The organism is Staphylococcus rostri (assembly GCF_002902145.1).
Taxonomy (GTDB): Bacteria; Bacillota; Bacilli; order Staphylococcales; family Staphylococcaceae; genus Staphylococcus; species Staphylococcus rostri.
This window is the reverse complement of the sequence record NZ_PPRF01000026.1, coordinates 1-16,642: the sequence shown is the minus strand read 5'-3', so window position 1 is coordinate 16,642 and position 16,642 is coordinate 1. Positions and strand designations below refer to the sequence as shown.

Below are 16,642 nucleotides of genomic sequence, written 5' to 3'. Positions count from 1 at the left end.
CAGTATTTTTAAAGGAGGACAATTTATGAGTTGGTTACATATTGCGGTTGTCTTGCCGCTGATATTTGCACTGCTCATTCCTATCTTGTATCGCTTCTATAAGCGTATTCATTTAGGATGGTTTGTGTTACCGATTCCTTTTGTGTTGTTTGTATACTTTTTATCGTATATCAAACCTACTATGTCCGGACATTATACAGAACAGTCCGCTGCATGGATGCCACAAATCGGTATGAACTTTGACATTTATGTAGATGGGCTCAGCCTTTTATTCAGTTTATTAATAACAGGTATTGGTAGCCTAGTCGTACTCTATTCTATTAGTTATTTAAGTCAGACAGAACAGTTAGGTAACTTCTATTGTTACTTATTAATCTTTATGAGTGCGATGCTTGGTGTCGTTCTTTCAGATAACCTTTTAGTATTATATTTCTTCTGGGAGCTGACATCATTCTCTAGTTTCTTACTTATCTCATTCTGGCGTCATAAAGAAAAATCACTTTATGGTGCGATGAAGTCCATGATGATCACCGTCTTTGGTGGTTTATCGTTACTTGGTGGATTCATCTTACTTCACCAAGCATCAGGGACATGGCGTATTCGTGAAATGATTGAACACGTATCAAGCATTCAATCATCACCATTTTTCTTATTAGCGATGGTGTTTATTATTTTAGGTGCAATGACAAAATCAGCGCAGTTTCCATTTTACATCTGGTTGCCTGATGCGATGGAAGCACCTACACCAGTCAGTGCCTACCTTCACTCAGCAACGATGGTTAAAGCAGGTATTTATTTAATCGCACGTTTAACACCTATCTTTGCTGTATCACAAGGTTGGATTTGGACTGTCACAGCGTTTGGTTTGGTAACCCTTTTCTGGGGCTCACTCAACGCGACAAAACAACAAGATTTGAAAGGTATTCTTGCCTTTTCTACAGTATCGCAACTCGGTATGATTATGTCGATGTTAGGTATCGGTGCCGTAAGTTATCACTTTAACGGTGCAGAAAGTCAACTTTACCTTGCTGCGTTCAGTGCAGCGATTTTCCATCTCATCAACCACGCAACATTTAAAGGTGCGTTGTTCATGATTACTGGTGCGGTTGACCATGCAACTGGTACACGTGATATTCAAAAACTAGGCGGTCTCATGACGATTATGCCTATTTCATTCACACTATCTATCATTACCGCTTTAAGTATGGCAGGTGTACCGCCATTTAACGGTTTCTTGTCTAAAGAACAATTTTTAGAAGCGATGTTAACAGTGACTGAAGCAGGTATTTTCAGCTTAAATACTGTTGGCTTATTGTTACCAATTGTCGCTATTGTCGGTAGTATGTTCACATTTGTTTATTCATTTAAGTTTATCTCAGAGATTTTCTTAGGAGAACATAAGCCAGACAAGTTACCACATAAAGCACATGAAGCATCAATCTTAATGAATATTTCGCCAACAATCTTGGCTATTTTAGTTATCGCAATCGGCTTATTCCCTGGTCTTGTTTCAGCACCATTTGTAGAGCCAGCAGCCAAAGCCATTGCGAATGTTGATACGGTACATGCAGAATTTCATATGTGGCACGGTTTCACACCTGCATTTTTTGCAACATTATTAATTTACATTATAGGTGCTGCATTGCTACTCACATTCAAATATTGGGTACCGGTATTACGCAAGTTACCAAAAGCCCTTACGTTGAATCACTGGTATGATCAAACTGGTCGTTATACACCATACTATGCAACACAGATTACACGCACATATATGACAGGCTTTATTCGCAATAACTTAGTCATTATTTTCTCAATGATGATTATCATTACATTTGTGACATTGCTATGTGTACCTTTCACATTTGATTTCGTTAAGGTATCACCTATTCGTCTTTATGAAATGATTTCGGTTATTACGATTATTGTTGCTGCAACGATGATTATATTTGCACGTTCTCGTCTGTTCAGCATTATCATGTTGAGTGCGGTCGGTTATTCAATGGCGATCTTTTTCATCTTTTTCAATGCGCCTGACTTAGCATTGACACAATTCGTCGTTGAGACCATTTCAACAGCTTTATTCTTATTATGCTTCTATCATTTACCAAATATGAGTCGTTATAATGAAACAACGTCGTATAAAGTCGGCAATATCATTATTTCAATTGGTGTCGGTGCAGTGGTGACTGTTTTAGGCTTAATCGCATACGGTAACCGTCACTTTGACTCAATTAGTAGTTTCTATAAAGAACATGTTTATGACTTAGCACAAGGTAAAAACATGGTTAACGTTATCTTAGTAGACTTCCGTGGTCTCGATACATTGTTCGAGTCTTCAGTGCTTGGCATTGCAGGTATGGGTATCTACACGTTAATCAAATTACGTGCGAAACACAAAAATGGTTATGAAAGGGTGGAGAAGATTGAACAGGCAAAAAAATGATTTGATATCTCAGTATTCAGCACTTATTATCTTTTTCCTTATCATGATGTTCGGCTTTTCACTCTTTTTAGCTGGGCATTACACACCCGGTGGCGGCTTTATCGGGGGGCTGCTCGTTTCGAGTGCACTCGTTATTATCGCCGTTGCATTTGATGTGAAGACGCTACGTAAAGTTTTCCCATGGGATTTTAAAAAGTTAATCGCATTGGGACTTACATTCTGTGTCAGTGCCCCAATGTTAAGTTGGACGTACGGCAAAAACTTTTTTACACATACATCTTTTGATATTCCGCTTCCTTTGTTAGCACCTATGCATTTGCATACAGCTGTTATTTTCGACACTGGCGTGCTACTTGTAGTTGTCGGAACGGTCTTAACAATAATTCTAACGATTGGAGAGAATGAGTAATGGAAATTGTATTGATCCTTGTTTGTGGCTTTTTAACTTCTATTAGCGTTTACCTCATTCTGTCTAAAAGTTTGATCAGAATTATTATCGGAACAGCTTTATTATCACATGCCGCAAACTTATTTATTTTAACAATGGGTGGTTTAAAAACAGGTCGCGTGCCAATCTATGAAAAAGGTGTTACAAACTACGTCGACCCAATTCCACAAGCATTGATTTTAACAGCGATTGTTATTTCATTCGCCGTAACAGCATTCTTTTTAGTATTGGCATTTAGAAGCTATAAAGAACTCGGCACAGATAACGTAGAACGTATGAAAGGGGTGCCACAAGAAGATGATGAATGAGAACTTACTTGTAATGGTACTCGTCGTGCCGGTTATTACAGCAATCTTATTAATCTTTATCGGGTTACGTCCGTTTATTAAACGTTATGTCGCATTAACAGGTGCACTTGTGACGCTTGGCTTTGCATTGCTTAACCTTTACCACGTATGGCAACTTGGTCATCCGATTGTCCTTGAACTTGGGTCGTGGAAAGCACCTTATAGTATCGTCTTTGTCTTAGACTTGTTCAGTGCGATGCTCGTCACAACGAGTGTTATTATTACTATCTTGATTATTTTATTCTCATATCAGTCAATTGGACTTCATCGTGAAACGTACTACTACTATTTCACAGTAATGTTCATGCTGACTGGTATCAATGGTGCCTTTATTACAGGCGATATCTTCAACTTATTCGTCTTTTTCGAAGTATTTTTAATGGCATCATATGGCTTAATGGTAATTGGTGGTACAAAAATCCAACTTCAAGAAAGTGTTAAATACTTACTTGTGAACGTTGTATCATCTGCATTTTTCGTTATCGCAGTTGGTATTTTATACTCAATTGTCGGTACCTTAAACATGGCAGATATCAGTGTTAAACTGAACTCTGTCTATCAATCACATCCAGGTCTTGTGAGCATTGTCTTTATTTTATTCATCTTTGTATTTGCAACAAAAGCCGGTGCATTCCCAATGTACGTATGGTTACCGGGCGCATACTACGCACCACCGTTTGCAATTATCGCATTTTTCGGCGCATTGCTAACAAAAGTCGGTGTCTATGCAATTGCACGTACAATGAGTTTGTTCTTCCATGATACGTTGACATTCTCACACTACACGATACTTGCACTTGCCCTACTCACGATTATCTTCGGTTGTGTCGGTGCAGTTGGCTTTAGAGATACAAAACGTATTATTTTATACAACATTATGATTGCCGTTGGTGTCATCTTAGTTGGTGTTGCGATGATGAATGAATCAGGTGTTGTCGGTGCGATTTACTATACATTGCATGACATGCTTGTAAAAGCCGCATTATTCTTCTTAATCGGGATTATGTTTAAAATTACGAAAACAACTGATTTACGTGACTTTGGTGGACTGATTCACCATTATCCAGTACTTGGTTGGACATACTTTATTGCGGCGTTAAGCTTAGCTGGTATTCCACCGTTCAGTGGTTTTTACGGTAAGTTATATATCGTGCAAGCAACATTTGAACAAGGTTTCTATTTTAGCGGGATTATCGTCTTACTTTCTAGCCTTGTCGTACTCTATTCAGTTATGAACATTTTCTTAAAAGGCTTTTTCGGCAAAAGCTATGGATACGTCTATAATCCACACTTACATCATAGGGGACTACTCGCTGTATCCATTTTGGCTGTAGTTATTACAGTTGCATTCGGCTTATTCGCTGGAGAACTTTATCCATTCGTTGCTGAGGCTGCGAAGTCATTCTATCAACCAGACAGCTATATCAATAGTGTATTGGAGGTGAAGTAATATGGCAGTACAAATCGTTGTTAACATCGCATTAGCTATCTTTTGGTTATTCTTATCAGGTAGCTACACAATGAACTCATTCGTACTCGGTTACTTGTTTGCGATGGGACTCGTGTTCCTTATGCGTAAACTCTTACCAGGTCGCTTTTATGTTGTCACACTGTACAATGTTGTAAAGCTCGTATTCGTTTTTATCTCAGAATTGATCAAGGCGAATATCGGCGTATTGCGTATTATTCTTCAACCTCAGATTAAAAACGAATCGGCATTCTTTGTTTATGAAACTGATTTGAAATACAAATGGGAAGTTGCCCTACTTTCCAATCTCATCACACTGACACCTGGTACAGTTGTCATTGGTGTCAATGATGATATGAAACGCTTATACATTCATTGCTTAGACTTTTCAACGAAGGAAGAAGAAGTTGCAGCGATTAAAGGGTCACTTGAAAAAGCAGTAAGAGAGGTCGGTGAATACGATGAACTATGATATTTTTATTATTATTGCACTCGTGATTGTCGTACTCTCAATCTTAGCCATTCTTGTACGTGTAATTATCGGACCATCATTACCTGACCGTGTTGTCGCACTTGACGCTATCGGCATTCAACTTATGGCTGTTATCGGTCTGTTCTCGATTATTTTAGGAACGCGCTATATGATTGTAACGATCCTATTAATTGGGATTCTTGCCTTCTTAGGAACAGCTGTATTTGCGAAGTTTATGGATAAAGGAGAGGTGATTGAACATGACAGAAACGATCGTGATTAGTATCGGCCTCATCCTTGTCATCACAGGTGCATTGTTCAGTGCCCTTGCTGCAATCGGTATGTTACGCTTAGATGATGTTTATTCTCGTGCACATGCCGCGGGTAAAGCAGCAACATTAGGTACGATGTTATTACTCACTGGTACATTTATTTACTTTATCGGTAAAGAAGGCTATGTGAACTTTCATTTATTGATTGGGATTGTGTTCGTATTTATTACTGGACCTATCGCCAGTCACATGGTGTTAAAAGCAGCTTACAACTTAAAAACACCTGCTTCAAAGCGTTTAAAAATAGATGAAGTCAAAGAAGACCTAAAAGGAACAAAACTTTAATTGGTCAACACAAAAAAGCGTACAGTCAATTATGATTGTGCGCTTTTTCTTATGCTTTATTTAGGAATGAAAAAAAGAACAGCATTTCTGCCATTCTTTTTTTCATCAATATTTAGTTACGTGCTTTAATCAGTATCGTGCCGCGCATGACACTGACTAAGGCACCTGTTTCGTCTGTAATACGAATATCCCAAACGTGTGTTGTACGTCCATGGTGTAGGATACGTGCTTCAGCGTATACATAGCCATCTGTTGCTGACTTAATATGATTCGTATTCATTTCTAAGCCAACAGGTATGGCTTGTGTTGTATCTACAAGGTTTGCTGAGCCGATAGAACATGCTGTTTCACCCAATGCCATCGTTGCGCCACCGTGCAGATAGCCAAAAGGTTGTTTCACCTTATCAGTGACTGGCATGGTCATTTTGATATAGCCTTCACGTTGTTCTATCACTTTCATCTCTAACAATTCTACTAAATTAGTCATCGCGCTCCCTACTTTCACTCTGTATTATAATACAAGTGCTGCGATTGTTCCCATTATAATCAACGGGATATTGTAGAACACGAAGTTCGGGATACACGTGTCACGGATGTGATCGTGCTGACCGTCAATATTCAGACCTGCTGTAGGACCCAATGTCGAGTCACTTGCAGGAGAACCTGAATCACCTAATGCACTGGCTGTACCGATTAATGCGATTAATGCCATTGTGCTTAAGCCGATTGATTCGCCAAATGGAATAAACAGTGCTGAAATAATCGGAATCGTCGCAAATGAAGAACCGATGCCTAGTGTAACGATTAAACCGATGATATACATGAGTACAATGCTGATAAATTTATTATCCCCGGCAATAGTTGTAAGGCCTTCAACCAGCTTTTGCACGTCTCCTGTCGCGTTCATGACACCTGCAAAACCATTTGCGGTTAAAATAACGACCCCAATATATGCCATAATTTTAATACCGTCTACAAACTGGTCGTCCAAGTTACGCCAAGAATAAGCGCCAGATATAAAGAACACGAGTACCCCTGCTAATGCACCGAAAATCATTGAATCAATGACTGTTTGTACGATAAATGTTGCTAGAATCGCGACAACTGTTACACCGAGTACGTATGGTTTTAATTCTCTTGTTGTTGTTTCATCGTTTGTTTGAATAGCTTTATATTCACGTGGCTTGCGGTAATAAAACATGGCTAATACCAACCCGATGATATACCCGGTTGAAGGAATTAACATGGCCTTCCAAATCATCGAGAATTCAATTGGGTGTTGTGCTTTTTCAAATCCTTTTTGAATAATCTCTTGGAAAATGTGACCAAAACCAAATGGTAAAAGCACATACGGGAAACATAAGCCGAAGCCGATAATCATCGCAATGAGACGACGATCGATTTTCAATTCATTAAATAAGCTAATTAACGGTGGTATCACAATTGGAATAAATGCAATATGTACGGGAATCACGTTCTGACTCATAATACTTAGCACTAATAAGCTCACAATGATAATGCTCTTTACTTTAATACGTGACACTTTCGTATCTTCTGCACGAATAGCACGAATTACCTTTTGAACGAGGTAATCTGTAATGCCACTGTATGAAATTAGCGCCGCAAATCCCCCTAGTAATGCGTAGCTCAGTGCCACTTCTGCACCGTCTGTAATGTTTGATGTAAACACTGAAATTGTTTTTTCTACTGATAAGCCGGCAATAATTCCGCCCATCAGTGCACTAATAAATAAACTAATGACGACATTAAGACGACATAAGCATAAAATAATCATTAGTAATACTGCAATTAACACAGCATTCATTCCGCCCACTCCTTTAGTTCATTATCGAGTTAAAGTATCGTGCGTTCAATATAACAATTGTACGTCATTAAGTCAATACGTCCTAGCAAAATATTTGAAATTCTTGTTCAAAAAAAGAGCAGGACAGGAATCTTATGTTTCTAAAAAATTCCATTGTCCCACCCCTGCAAGGATGCGTAAATGTATAAAACTGTAAAACGCATTTTCATACTAGTCAGCTACTGCCATATACATAAAATTTCAGGCTTAATTTGAATGTTTGTATTAATGCTCAACCTCTGTCTATAAATTTACTTGTTGTTTTGTGACATTAACCAACTAACAATTGTCGGAATCATGTAGCCTGTTGGTCCTTTTGGTCCTTTGTAAGAAGCTTTTGTCGTTGTCGCAGGTCCTGCAATATCGACATGTAAATGCGGTGTTTGACCACTAAAATGTGTCACAAATGCCGCTGCAAACAATGCTTTACCGTGGGCATTCACGTGATTCGTTAAATCAGCAACATCAGACGCTTTAATATTACGACGCTCTGTTTCTGTAATTGGCAATTCATATACAGATTCATCCACTTGATATGCTGTATCCAAAAGACTTTGTAACACATCACGCTCTACATTTTTATTGAATATCGCTGCTTTATCTTCTCCAAGTGCGACAATCGCCGCACCTGTCAATGTCGCAAAGTCAATAATGAGTTTCGGCGCAAATTGGTTCGCATAAAACGACGCATCCCCAAGCACTAAGCGACCTTCCGCATCCGTATTAGGGACTTCTACCGTTTCACCACTTAGCGCTGTAAATACATCATCTGGCTTCATCGCATTGTCAGCAATCATATTTTCAGCTGCTGCAATCACCGCAACTACATTGACTTTTAATTGTAAGTTGGCAATCGCATCGATCATCCCAATCACATTAGCAGCACCACACATATCAAACTTCATAGTTGGCATACCTGTTTTTGACTTGATAGAATAACCGCCCGAATCATATGTAATCCCTTTACCGACTAGCGCGATAACATCGTCTGATTGCTCGGGATTCCCTTCATACTTTAATGTAATCAAACGTGGCGGATTTACAGAGCCTTTTCCTACTGCATGAATTAATCCAAAGCCTTCTCGTTGCAGTGTTTGGTCATCTTTTACTGATACCTCAACTGACGTCTCCGCAAAATGTTCTGTCACTGTTGTCGCTAAATAATCAGGTGTTAAAATATTCGGCGGCATATTACCTAACGTACGCGCGTAGTTAATCGCTTGTCCAATGTTGCGTCCTGCTTCTACCACATCTTGATAAGTCCCATAGTCGTTCTGTGATGACCATTCCACTGTCAATTCAAATGGTGCTTTCTTATCTGAACTATAGTTATCAAACTCATAAGTTGCTTGTTCCAACTGTAATCCCATTGTTTGGAAAATCGCATTTGCATCAGCAGTTTTTGCTAAAAATGTCTGTGCATGTAATTGAATATGTGTAATGCGTTCTTTTTGTAAATATTGGAATAACGCACCCCATATTTTTAAATAATCGCGTTGCTCTCGTTGATTATGATTGCCGATACCCACTGTTACAACTTTGTTTTGGGCGTCGTTAAACGTCACAGGTACGATTGAAATTGCACCAAGATGACCTTTAATAAACTTTTGTGCTTTTAATGATTTGAGTGCCTCCAGTAATGTCGTATCATCAATTGCCCCATCCACATATTGATTAAACTGGTCAGGTACCCCTATTACATGAACGATGGCTTGTTCTGTTTCTTTAACCATAGCATTTTCCCCTTTCATCTCTAATGCTTTCATTGTAACAAATTTCATAATGTCTACTCCATTGGCTCGCATTTTAGCCGATTCAGAAACCCAAAAAAGGACACATGCGTCATGCACGTGCCCGATTTCATATGAAGTGATACTAATTTATTGTGAAGTCTTAGAATTTACCTTTTTTGTAAGCTAAACCTAAACCACCGATTTTGAAGATAGCGCGTGTATCAATAACACGTTTCATAAATGCTGCTTTCTTACCAGTGATTTCACGGCCATAAACGATACCAACACCATCATGACGACCTAAAGAACATACTGTACCACGGTCAACATATGTGAAGTTTTCAGTTGGTTCACCTTTTAAGATATGCGCAATGTTTGTTGCTGTTTTTTCACCTTGTTGCATTGCGATTTGTGCAGTTGTTGGTAATGGACGGTCTCCACCTTCAGGGATGAATGCAGATACATCACCGATTACGAAAATATCATCGTAGCCTTCGATTGTTAAATCTTGTTTTGTTACGATACGGCCACGTTTAACACCTTCGAATGATTTTTCCATTAAGTGGCTACCACGAACACCTGCAGCCCATACAACTGTATTTGCTTCTAATTGTTGTTCTTTATCGTCAACTTTAACAACGAAACCTTTTTCGTTTGCCGCAACGATTGGTGTACCTACTTTGAATTCAACACCGCGTTCTTCTAAGTAGCTCACCGCGTGGCTTACTAACTCATCTGAGAACATTGGTAACATTTTTGGTGCTGCCTCAACACAAGTAATTTTCACTTTGCTTTGATCCACACCATATTTGTTCGCTAATTCAGGAATACGATCTGTTAATTCACCTAAGAATTCAACACCTGTGAAACCTGCACCACCGACTAAGATAGCTAAATCTTTGTCATCTTTTGTTTTTGAAGCCGCATAGTTTGCGAATTTGTCTTCAATGTGACGTGAAATTTGACGTGCTGTGTGAACATTTTCGATTTGGAAAGCGTGTTCTTTCATACCTTCAATACCGAATGTTTCTGATTCGAAACCTAATGCAACAACTAAAATATCGAAGTCAAAGATACCACGTGTTGTTTCAACTTTTTTCGCATTGCGATCAATTTTTGTTACTTCTGCAGTTACAAATTCAACGTGTTTTTTAAGGACACTTTGAATTGGATATAATAAATCTTCATAGCTGATTGTACCAGCTGATGCTTCATGTAACCAAGTTGATTCATAGTGATAATCATTTTTGTTAATTAACGTAATTTGCGCGTCTTCTTCTGAAAGTTGTTTTTGAAGTTTTGCAACAGTTTGTAGCCCTGCATAACCAGCACCTAAAACAAGTACTTTTTTACGTTCTGCCATTCTTCTTCACCTATTCCTTCATAAAATTATTAATACATTTGATACTGTATACCCACATTTATTTATCAGTACACAAAATTGTAAAATATAGTCATCTATTAGTTTATAGTTTTTTATTAGTGAATTCAAGCTTTCAAGCAATTTCTTTCACATTTAATACAGACATTTTTTCGAATCTACAAGCTGGATGAAAGCGTTTTATTTACCGAAAAAAAGAAATGGAAACAATCATTCGGATGTCATTTTCCGATAAGATTATTTCCATATGAACGTCATACGTTTATTAGTGTATATTCTCTAACATTCTTCAGGTGTGCCAGCGACTTTATCAGTGCGGAATGAACTACCGCAACCACAAGAAGCAATCGCATTTGGATTATCGATTTGGAAACCGCCACCCATTAATGATTGTTTGAAATCAATTGTTGTACCGTTTAAAATTGGCGCATCTTCTGGATCAACAAGCACTTTTAAACCGTAAAATTCAAGCACTTCATCTTTTTCGCCAGGTGCCGCTTCAGCCGTCATACCATATGTTAAGCCTGTACAGCCACCACCATTTACTTTTACTTTCAAATAACCGTCTGGCATATCATTTTGCTTCAACATATCCTTCACTTCATATGCTGCCGCTTCAGTTAATGTTACTGTAGACATTCAAACTCCTCCTTAAAATAACCACGTTTCTTCTATATGTGCATAAATATTTTGTAACAATTCATCAGATGTATCGCCTTCTACAAGGTCACCATTGACGAGTGCATAGAGGCCTGAACTGCATACACCACAATTTTGCAAACATCCATAGTCTAATACATCAACATTTGGATCCTTATCCAATATTTCAAATACCGCTTGTGAACCTCTCGCTAAATTCGAAATACAGAACTCGACAATTGGATTCATCTTACACCCTCTTCTACCGATTTAATGGTGTCATTATATCAAAATTTGCAGTAAGTCGCTATGTTGTGGCTCATGCAACTACTGCACGTTTATAATTTTAAAAATTACTGCGTTGACTTGCTTCCTATGATTGTAAGCCCTTCAAAAAAAGTCTATAATTAATTATGAACAATTATCAAACTTTTATGTTATTAAGAGTGATTCGTTTACATACAAAGGGGCATTGATCATGTAGCGTATCATTCAATCTTCATGGTTAAAGGGGAGTCCAGAGATGAAAAGTTTAGTTTTACTAGGTGGCGGCTATGGGAATATGCGTATTCTTTCTAAAATATTGCCTGACGCACTGCCGAAAAATTATCGTGTCACGTTGATTGACCGCATGCCGTATCACGGTTTGAAAACAGAATTTTATGCGTTAGCTGCAGGTTCAAAATCTGACAAGGAAGTTCGTGTTAGCTTTCCAAAAGATGAACGCATTAATACGGTATATGGTGAAATCACAAATATTGATCTTGATAGCCAAATTATTTCTGTCGGTCAGACACGTGTAGACTATGATGAACTTGTCATTGGTCTTGGATGTGAGGATAAGTATCATAATGTACCAGGTGCCAAAACACATACATACAGTATTCAAACTTTGGCAGCTGCACGTAAGACATATCATGATATTTCTGAATTGCCGAGTGGCGCACAAGTAGGTATCGTGGGGGCAGGTTTGAGTGGTATTGAACTGGCAAGTGCGCTGCGTGAAAGCCGCGATGACCTTGATATCTTTTTATATGACCGCGGTGATCGTATTCTTAATCAATTTCCTGAAAAACTAAGCAATTATGTCAAAAAATGGTTTGATCAACATAACGTTACAATTGTACCGAATTCTAATATTGTGAAGGTAGAACCGGGGACATTATACAATAAAGATACGAAAAATGAGCATGACTTAATCGTTTGGACGGCAGGTATCCAACCTGTGTCACTCGTACGTAACTTACCAGTCGATTTAAGTCGTAGTAATCGTGTCATGGTTAATCAGTATCATCAAATTCCAACGTATCCAAATGTTTACGTTGTAGGCGATTGTGCGAACTTACCATTTGCGCCAAGTGCACAACTTGCGGAAGAACAAGCAGATCAAATTGCGGATGTCTTGAAAACATTATGGGAAGGCAAACCGCTACCGGATAAAATGCCTGAAATTAAAATTCAAGGTTTCTTAGGTGCCTTGGGCGAAAAGAAAGGCTTTGCTTATCTCATGGATACGACTGTCACAGGACGTCTCGCCTCTATCTTGAAATCAGGTGTCCTTTGGTTGTACAAACATCATAACGGCTAGAAGTAAACGAAAGCCTGTGGCACAAACAACGCCACAGGCTTTCTATCTATGTTATTAAAATACTTGTTCTACCTCAATCACACCTGGGACCTCTTCCACAAGCGCACGCTCGATACCTGCTTTTAACGTAATTGTACTACTTGGACACGTTCCGCAAGCACCTAACAATTGAAGCTTCACAATTCCATCTTCAACGTCAACTAATGCACAGTCACCACCGTCACGTAGTAAAAATGGACGTAACTTCTCAATGACCTCTGCGACTTGATCATACATTGTTGTATCTTCAGTTGGCATATACAATGCCTCCTTTCAAGGTAAATGGTTCATATTCTTTCTTTTTCTTATTATAATAGAAATGGTATTGAAAATCTATTGTATTAACTAGGGGGACAAATAAATGACGAAAGTAAGTGTAGTTGTATATGGTGCTGAAACAGTATGCGCAAGCTGTGTGAATGCACCAAGTGCGCGCAACACATATGATTGGTTACAAACGCTACTGCCAAAGAAATATCCAGAACTTAATTTTGTATTCACATATATTGATATTCATAACGATACGGATAATTTAACCGATCACGACGAACAATTTATTGAACAAATTAACAATGATGAATTATTCTATCCACTTATCACAATGAATGATGCTTATGTGGCAGATGGTTATATTCAACTCAAACCACTTAAACGCTATATGACTGAAACATTCGGCATCACTGATACAACAAATTAATCATTAAGAAAACGGCAATATCTCCTAACAAAATACGAGATACTGCCGTTTCACTTATTTCGCAAATACTTGATTACGTGCTGGTTTTCCTTGTACAACATCTTCAATATTTAACACGCATGCTTGTACCATTTGATCACGTGTTAAAACGGTTGCGCTACCAATATGCGGTGTAATAATCGCATTTGGCAATTTTAGCAATGGATGGTCCATACGAATCGGTTCGTCTCTTACAACGTCCAAAGCACAACCAGCGATTTCGCCAGTTTCTAACGCCTCAACTAAGTCTTCTTCTACAACAATATCACCGCGACCAATATTGACAAAAATCGCATCGTTTCGCATCATTTTAAAGACATCTTTGTTGAATTTATTTTGTGTTTCAGGCGTTGATGGCGCTGTACACACGATAAAATCACCCTCACGAACAAGCGTCTCAAACGATGTGTAAAACGCACCAAGTTCATGTTCCGCTTTGGTATTACGTGAACGGTTATGATACAGAATGTCCGCATTAAAGCCTTTCAAACGGCGCGCTAATGCTCTGCCAATCTCTCCCATACCAAAAATACCTACTTTGGCACGATAAATGTCTTTTCCAGCTAGAAGATACGGACCCCAGCTCTCCCATTTACCTTCTCTCACATAATCAATCGCTTCAGACAAACGACGTGACGCGGCCATCATCAATGAAAAGCCCAACTCCGCTGTCGTTTCTGTTAAAACGTGCGGTGTATTTGAAATAACAACTTCACGCTGATTTGCTTCAACTAGATCAATATTGTCATAACCTACCGCCATATTCGCTACAATTTTTAAATTCGGTGCTTGTTCAAACAAAGCACGATCAATTGTCTCACTTAACGTTACAAGCAATACCGTTTTGTCCGCTGCCGCTTCTAAAAACGTCTCTCGTGGCATTGGTGTCAAATGATGATCCCACATCTCCACTTCGCCCATTAATTCTAAGCGTTGTTTAAACTTTTCTGGAATTCGACGTGTTACTAAAATTTTCTCCATGTCATCACTGCCCTTTTTCTATTTCATTCAATAGCACGGTTAAATTTTCAATACTATATGTCGGTGGGACGTCTTTTGCTAATGCTTCTTCTTTCGATGTCACACCTGTTTGAACATGAATTGTATCAATCCCAATGTTGATACCTGACATAATATCCGTGTCATATAAATCACCAATCATCGCAACTTCTGATTTATCTAGCTGTAATAAATCTAACGCCTTTTGCATAATTGGTGTTTCAGGTTTACCGATAAAAATCGGCTCAGTTTTTGAAGAAACCGTCACAACGCTTGTTAAAGAACCATTGCCCGGTAAAAAGCCTTGTTCTTTCGGAATGGATGGGTCTTTATTCGTTGAAATGAAAGTTGCGCCACGTTGTACTGCCAAAGTCGCTTTCGTTAACTTTTCATAGTTAATTTGTTCGTCCAAACCAACGACAACATAATCAACCTCAATGTCATCTTTAACATCTAGACCTGCACCTGTTAATGCTGACTTTAACCCTGTGTCACCAATCATATAAACAGTTGCGCCCGGTTTTTCACTACTAATATAATCCGCAGTCGCCATAGCTGATGTTACGACTTCTGCTGGACGTGCTTCAATACCAATCGATGCGAGTTTTTCTACGACATCTTCTGGTGATTTTGTTGAGTTGTTCGTTACATATAAATGCGGGATGTCGAATCGATTTAAACCATCGATAAATGCAGCTGCACCTTCAATGGGCTGACTCCCTCTGTATAGCGTACCATCTAAATCTATTAAATATGCTTGATAGGTTTTCATCTATTGTTGCGCTCCTTTGCCAAATGCTGTTACAGGTACATTTTCATTTTCTAAAAAATGCAAGACTTCTTGAATGAATTGTTGATAATACGGTACCGCTCGATCAAACAATGGTATTAACGACGTACTGTCCAACGTATCATAAAGATGTACAAATTGACGGCGTACATCAATTGTCTCATGTAAGACTGCTTTCGTTTCTTCAGATATTGCCCCTTCTAACGCCAAAATATCAACAACGTCTTTGTAGTTACCAGGATCACGTAAAATAAACGCGTCGATAATCATATTACCAATATCAACAGATGATTCAATCAACATCTGTGCTACACGTTCAAACGCATAGTGATTGTCTTTAACTGATTCATAATCTTCCGTTAATTGTTGTAAGTATGTGAGTTTTTTTGATAGTTGTTCTTTATCTACAAAATACATACACGTCACCTCTATTCTTCTCTATCATATCACAATTTTGCATGGGACTTCATTTCTCGCTATACTTGCACTAAAGGATTTTTAAAGGAGTCGCTAAAAGATGATAGATATGTTTTTATATGATGATATAGAACCTTCACAAATACGTTTCGTTGGGTTTATCGGGGAAGAAAGTCGCTATGACCTTGTACTACTGCAAACAGATCGACACTATGGTAAAACACTCGTATTGAATACGCAAACGAACAAATTCGGTATTATTGGGACTGATGATTTGGAAGAAGAAGGCTACATTGCATACATTTTAGGTGTGAATGAAGCGGAAGGCGAAGAAATTACCGAATACCTGCGTGATGTTATTGCGTAGAAGATAGATTGGTTAAAGTGGAATATCTTTTCTTAATGATATTAGTAGATGGTAAAACGTCATATTAGCAGTCTAAAATTGGCAGCATATAAAGTATGACGTTCTTACTTTATACTTTTTTTAAACTATAAATAATAACAAGGTTAATATCCTTAACATTCTAAAAATGAAACACATAGAAATTTCTTAATCATTATAGTTTTCGCTTTTTAAAGGTAGCTGAATATTCTTTTTAATATCCTTAAATATATCTATATAAACATTGTTATTAAAATTAATTGCATTCTCTATAAT

20 protein-coding genes are annotated in these 16,642 nt (G+C 38.2%); 10 read left to right on the top strand and 10 right to left on the bottom strand.

Features of this window, described 5'->3' with window-relative positions:
* Positions 1-25 precede the first annotated feature (25 nt).
* From CD122_RS04760 to CD122_RS04730, 7 genes are read left to right on the top strand one after another with little or no spacing between them, the layout of a single operon-like run.
* Positions 26-2,443, top strand: a complete 2,418-nt coding sequence (locus CD122_RS04760) for a Na+/H+ antiporter subunit A (RefSeq protein WP_103357859.1) — start codon at positions 26-28, stop codon at positions 2,441-2,443.
* Positions 2,406-2,852 (top strand): Na(+)/H(+) antiporter subunit B, encoded by a 447-nt coding sequence (locus tag CD122_RS04755; RefSeq protein ID WP_103357882.1) that lies wholly within the window; start codon positions 2,406-2,408, stop codon positions 2,850-2,852. The genes CD122_RS04760 and CD122_RS04755 overlap by 38 nt, the downstream gene beginning before the upstream one ends.
* On the top strand, positions 2,852-3,199 hold the full coding sequence (gene mnhC1, locus CD122_RS04750) for a Na+/H+ antiporter Mnh1 subunit C (protein ID WP_103357858.1): 348 nt from the start codon (positions 2,852-2,854) through the stop codon (positions 3,197-3,199). Before CD122_RS04755 ends, mnhC1 begins: the two co-directional genes overlap by 1 nt.
* A complete protein-coding gene (locus tag CD122_RS04745; RefSeq protein WP_103357857.1) occupies positions 3,189-4,688 on the top strand; it encodes a Na+/H+ antiporter subunit D in 1,500 nt (499 codons plus the stop codon). The genes mnhC1 and CD122_RS04745 overlap by 11 nt, the downstream gene beginning before the upstream one ends.
* 1 nt (position 4,689) lies before the next feature.
* Positions 4,690-5,178: a Na+/H+ antiporter subunit E gene (locus tag CD122_RS04740; protein WP_103357856.1), complete on the top strand. Its 489-nt coding sequence runs from the start codon at positions 4,690-4,692 to the stop codon at positions 5,176-5,178.
* Entirely contained in the window at positions 5,168-5,461 is a 294-nt protein-coding gene (locus tag CD122_RS04735) for a Na(+)/H(+) antiporter subunit F1 (RefSeq protein WP_103357855.1), read from the top strand. Before CD122_RS04740 ends, CD122_RS04735 begins: the two co-directional genes overlap by 11 nt.
* Positions 5,439-5,795: a Na+/H+ antiporter subunit G1 gene (locus CD122_RS04730; protein WP_103357854.1), complete on the top strand. Its 357-nt coding sequence runs from the start codon at positions 5,439-5,441 to the stop codon at positions 5,793-5,795. Before CD122_RS04735 ends, CD122_RS04730 begins: the two co-directional genes overlap by 23 nt.
* Positions 5,796-5,907: 112 nt before the next feature.
* On the opposite strand, the gene CD122_RS04725 is transcribed toward CD122_RS04730, so the two are convergent.
* The 6 genes from CD122_RS04725 to CD122_RS04700 form a co-directional block, all read right to left on the bottom strand.
* Complete coding sequence (locus CD122_RS04725) at positions 5,908-6,282, bottom strand: PaaI family thioesterase (RefSeq protein WP_103357853.1); 375 nt, start codon at positions 6,280-6,282, stop codon at positions 5,908-5,910.
* Between the two features lie 24 nt (positions 6,283-6,306).
* Complete coding sequence (locus tag CD122_RS04720; protein WP_103357852.1) at positions 6,307-7,620, bottom strand: Na+/H+ antiporter family protein; 1,314 nt, start codon at positions 7,618-7,620, stop codon at positions 6,307-6,309.
* A 290-nt stretch (positions 7,621-7,910) separates the two neighbouring features.
* Positions 7,911-9,392 (bottom strand): leucyl aminopeptidase family protein, encoded by a 1,482-nt coding sequence (locus CD122_RS04715; RefSeq protein ID WP_373694272.1) that lies wholly within the window; start codon positions 9,390-9,392, stop codon positions 7,911-7,913.
* 160 nt (positions 9,393-9,552) lie between these two features.
* Positions 9,553-10,755 carry an NAD(P)/FAD-dependent oxidoreductase gene (locus CD122_RS04710; protein WP_103357851.1) on the bottom strand — a complete coding sequence of 401 codons (1,203 nt, stop codon included), beginning with the start codon at positions 10,753-10,755 and terminating at the stop codon, positions 9,553-9,555.
* Positions 10,756-11,052: 297 nt separating this feature from the next.
* Positions 11,053-11,412: a HesB/IscA family protein gene (locus CD122_RS04705; protein ID WP_103357850.1), complete on the bottom strand. Its 360-nt coding sequence runs from the start codon at positions 11,410-11,412 to the stop codon at positions 11,053-11,055.
* Positions 11,413-11,424: 12 nt separating this feature from the next.
* Positions 11,425-11,661 carry a YuzB family protein gene (locus tag CD122_RS04700; protein ID WP_103357849.1) on the bottom strand — a complete coding sequence of 79 codons (237 nt, stop codon included), beginning with the start codon at positions 11,659-11,661 and terminating at the stop codon, positions 11,425-11,427.
* A 274-nt stretch (positions 11,662-11,935) separates the two neighbouring features.
* On the opposite strand from CD122_RS04700, the gene CD122_RS04695 reads away from it, so the two are divergent.
* Entirely contained in the window at positions 11,936-13,000 is a 1,065-nt protein-coding gene (locus CD122_RS04695; RefSeq protein WP_103357848.1) for an NAD(P)/FAD-dependent oxidoreductase, read from the top strand.
* A gap of 54 nt (positions 13,001-13,054) precedes the next feature.
* Here CD122_RS04695 and CD122_RS04690 read toward each other — a convergent pair whose 3' ends face one another.
* Positions 13,055-13,297 (bottom strand): NifU family protein, encoded by a 243-nt coding sequence (locus CD122_RS04690; protein ID WP_044360536.1) that lies wholly within the window; start codon positions 13,295-13,297, stop codon positions 13,055-13,057.
* Between the two features lie 103 nt (positions 13,298-13,400).
* Between CD122_RS04690 and CD122_RS04685 the strand changes: the two genes are divergently transcribed.
* Positions 13,401-13,736 (top strand): YuzD family protein, encoded by a 336-nt coding sequence (locus tag CD122_RS04685; protein WP_103357847.1) that lies wholly within the window; start codon positions 13,401-13,403, stop codon positions 13,734-13,736.
* A gap of 54 nt (positions 13,737-13,790) precedes the next feature.
* Here the strand turns inward: CD122_RS04685 and CD122_RS04680 are convergent, their stop codons facing one another.
* The 3 genes from CD122_RS04680 to CD122_RS04670 are packed head-to-tail and all read right to left on the bottom strand — an operon-like array spanning position 13,791 to position 15,981.
* The gene (locus CD122_RS04680; RefSeq protein WP_103357846.1) at positions 13,791-14,756 is read right to left on the bottom strand and encodes a 2-hydroxyacid dehydrogenase; all 966 of its coding nucleotides are present in this window, start codon (positions 14,754-14,756) and stop codon (positions 13,791-13,793) included.
* A 4-nt stretch (positions 14,757-14,760) separates the two neighbouring features.
* Positions 14,761-15,546: a TIGR01457 family HAD-type hydrolase gene (locus tag CD122_RS04675; RefSeq protein WP_103357845.1), complete on the bottom strand. Its 786-nt coding sequence runs from the start codon at positions 15,544-15,546 to the stop codon at positions 14,761-14,763.
* Positions 15,547-15,981, bottom strand: a complete 435-nt coding sequence (locus tag CD122_RS04670) for a DUF86 domain-containing protein (protein ID WP_103357844.1) — start codon at positions 15,979-15,981, stop codon at positions 15,547-15,549.
* A 100-nt stretch (positions 15,982-16,081) separates the two neighbouring features.
* Between CD122_RS04670 and CD122_RS04665 the strand changes: the two genes are divergently transcribed.
* Complete coding sequence (locus CD122_RS04665) at positions 16,082-16,348, top strand: DUF3055 domain-containing protein (RefSeq protein WP_103357843.1); 267 nt, start codon at positions 16,082-16,084, stop codon at positions 16,346-16,348.
* Positions 16,349-16,642 lie beyond the last annotated feature (294 nt).

What these genes read in the sequence shown, in the direction of transcription:
- CD122_RS04760 (WP_103357859.1), top strand. Translation starts at nt 26, where the DNA reads ATGAGTTGGTTACATATTGCGGTTGTCTTGCCGCTGATATTTGCACTG.
- CD122_RS04755 (WP_103357882.1), top strand. Translation starts at nt 2,406, where the DNA reads ATGAAAGGGTGGAGAAGATTGAACAGGCAAAAAAATGATTTGATATCT.
- mnhC1 (WP_103357858.1), top strand. Translation starts at nt 2,852, where the DNA reads ATGGAAATTGTATTGATCCTTGTTTGTGGCTTTTTAACTTCTATTAGC.
- CD122_RS04745 (WP_103357857.1), top strand. Translation starts at nt 3,189, where the DNA reads ATGATGAATGAGAACTTACTTGTAATGGTACTCGTCGTGCCGGTTATT.
- CD122_RS04740 (WP_103357856.1), top strand. Translation starts at nt 4,690, where the DNA reads ATGGCAGTACAAATCGTTGTTAACATCGCATTAGCTATCTTTTGGTTA.
- CD122_RS04735 (WP_103357855.1), top strand. Translation starts at nt 5,168, where the DNA reads ATGAACTATGATATTTTTATTATTATTGCACTCGTGATTGTCGTACTC.
- CD122_RS04730 (WP_103357854.1), top strand. Translation starts at nt 5,439, where the DNA reads ATGACAGAAACGATCGTGATTAGTATCGGCCTCATCCTTGTCATCACA.
- CD122_RS04725 (WP_103357853.1), bottom strand. Translation starts at nt 6,282, where the DNA reads ATGACTAATTTAGTAGAATTGTTAGAGATGAAAGTGATAGAACAACGT.
- CD122_RS04720 (WP_103357852.1), bottom strand. Translation starts at nt 7,620, where the DNA reads ATGAATGCTGTGTTAATTGCAGTATTACTAATGATTATTTTATGCTTA.
- CD122_RS04715 (WP_373694272.1), bottom strand. Translation starts at nt 9,392, where the DNA reads ATGGTTAAAGAAACAGAACAAGCCATCGTTCATGTAATAGGGGTACCT.
- CD122_RS04710 (WP_103357851.1), bottom strand. Translation starts at nt 10,755, where the DNA reads ATGGCAGAACGTAAAAAAGTACTTGTTTTAGGTGCTGGTTATGCAGGG.
- CD122_RS04705 (WP_103357850.1), bottom strand. Translation starts at nt 11,412, where the DNA reads ATGTCTACAGTAACATTAACTGAAGCGGCAGCATATGAAGTGAAGGAT.
- CD122_RS04700 (WP_103357849.1), bottom strand. Translation starts at nt 11,661, where the DNA reads ATGAATCCAATTGTCGAGTTCTGTATTTCGAATTTAGCGAGAGGTTCA.
- CD122_RS04695 (WP_103357848.1), top strand. Translation starts at nt 11,936, where the DNA reads ATGAAAAGTTTAGTTTTACTAGGTGGCGGCTATGGGAATATGCGTATT.
- CD122_RS04690 (WP_044360536.1), bottom strand. Translation starts at nt 13,297, where the DNA reads ATGCCAACTGAAGATACAACAATGTATGATCAAGTCGCAGAGGTCATT.
- CD122_RS04685 (WP_103357847.1), top strand. Translation starts at nt 13,401, where the DNA reads ATGACGAAAGTAAGTGTAGTTGTATATGGTGCTGAAACAGTATGCGCA.
- CD122_RS04680 (WP_103357846.1), bottom strand. Translation starts at nt 14,756, where the DNA reads ATGGAGAAAATTTTAGTAACACGTCGAATTCCAGAAAAGTTTAAACAA.
- CD122_RS04675 (WP_103357845.1), bottom strand. Translation starts at nt 15,546, where the DNA reads ATGAAAACCTATCAAGCATATTTAATAGATTTAGATGGTACGCTATAC.
- CD122_RS04670 (WP_103357844.1), bottom strand. Translation starts at nt 15,981, where the DNA reads ATGTATTTTGTAGATAAAGAACAACTATCAAAAAAACTCACATACTTA.
- CD122_RS04665 (WP_103357843.1), top strand. Translation starts at nt 16,082, where the DNA reads ATGATAGATATGTTTTTATATGATGATATAGAACCTTCACAAATACGT.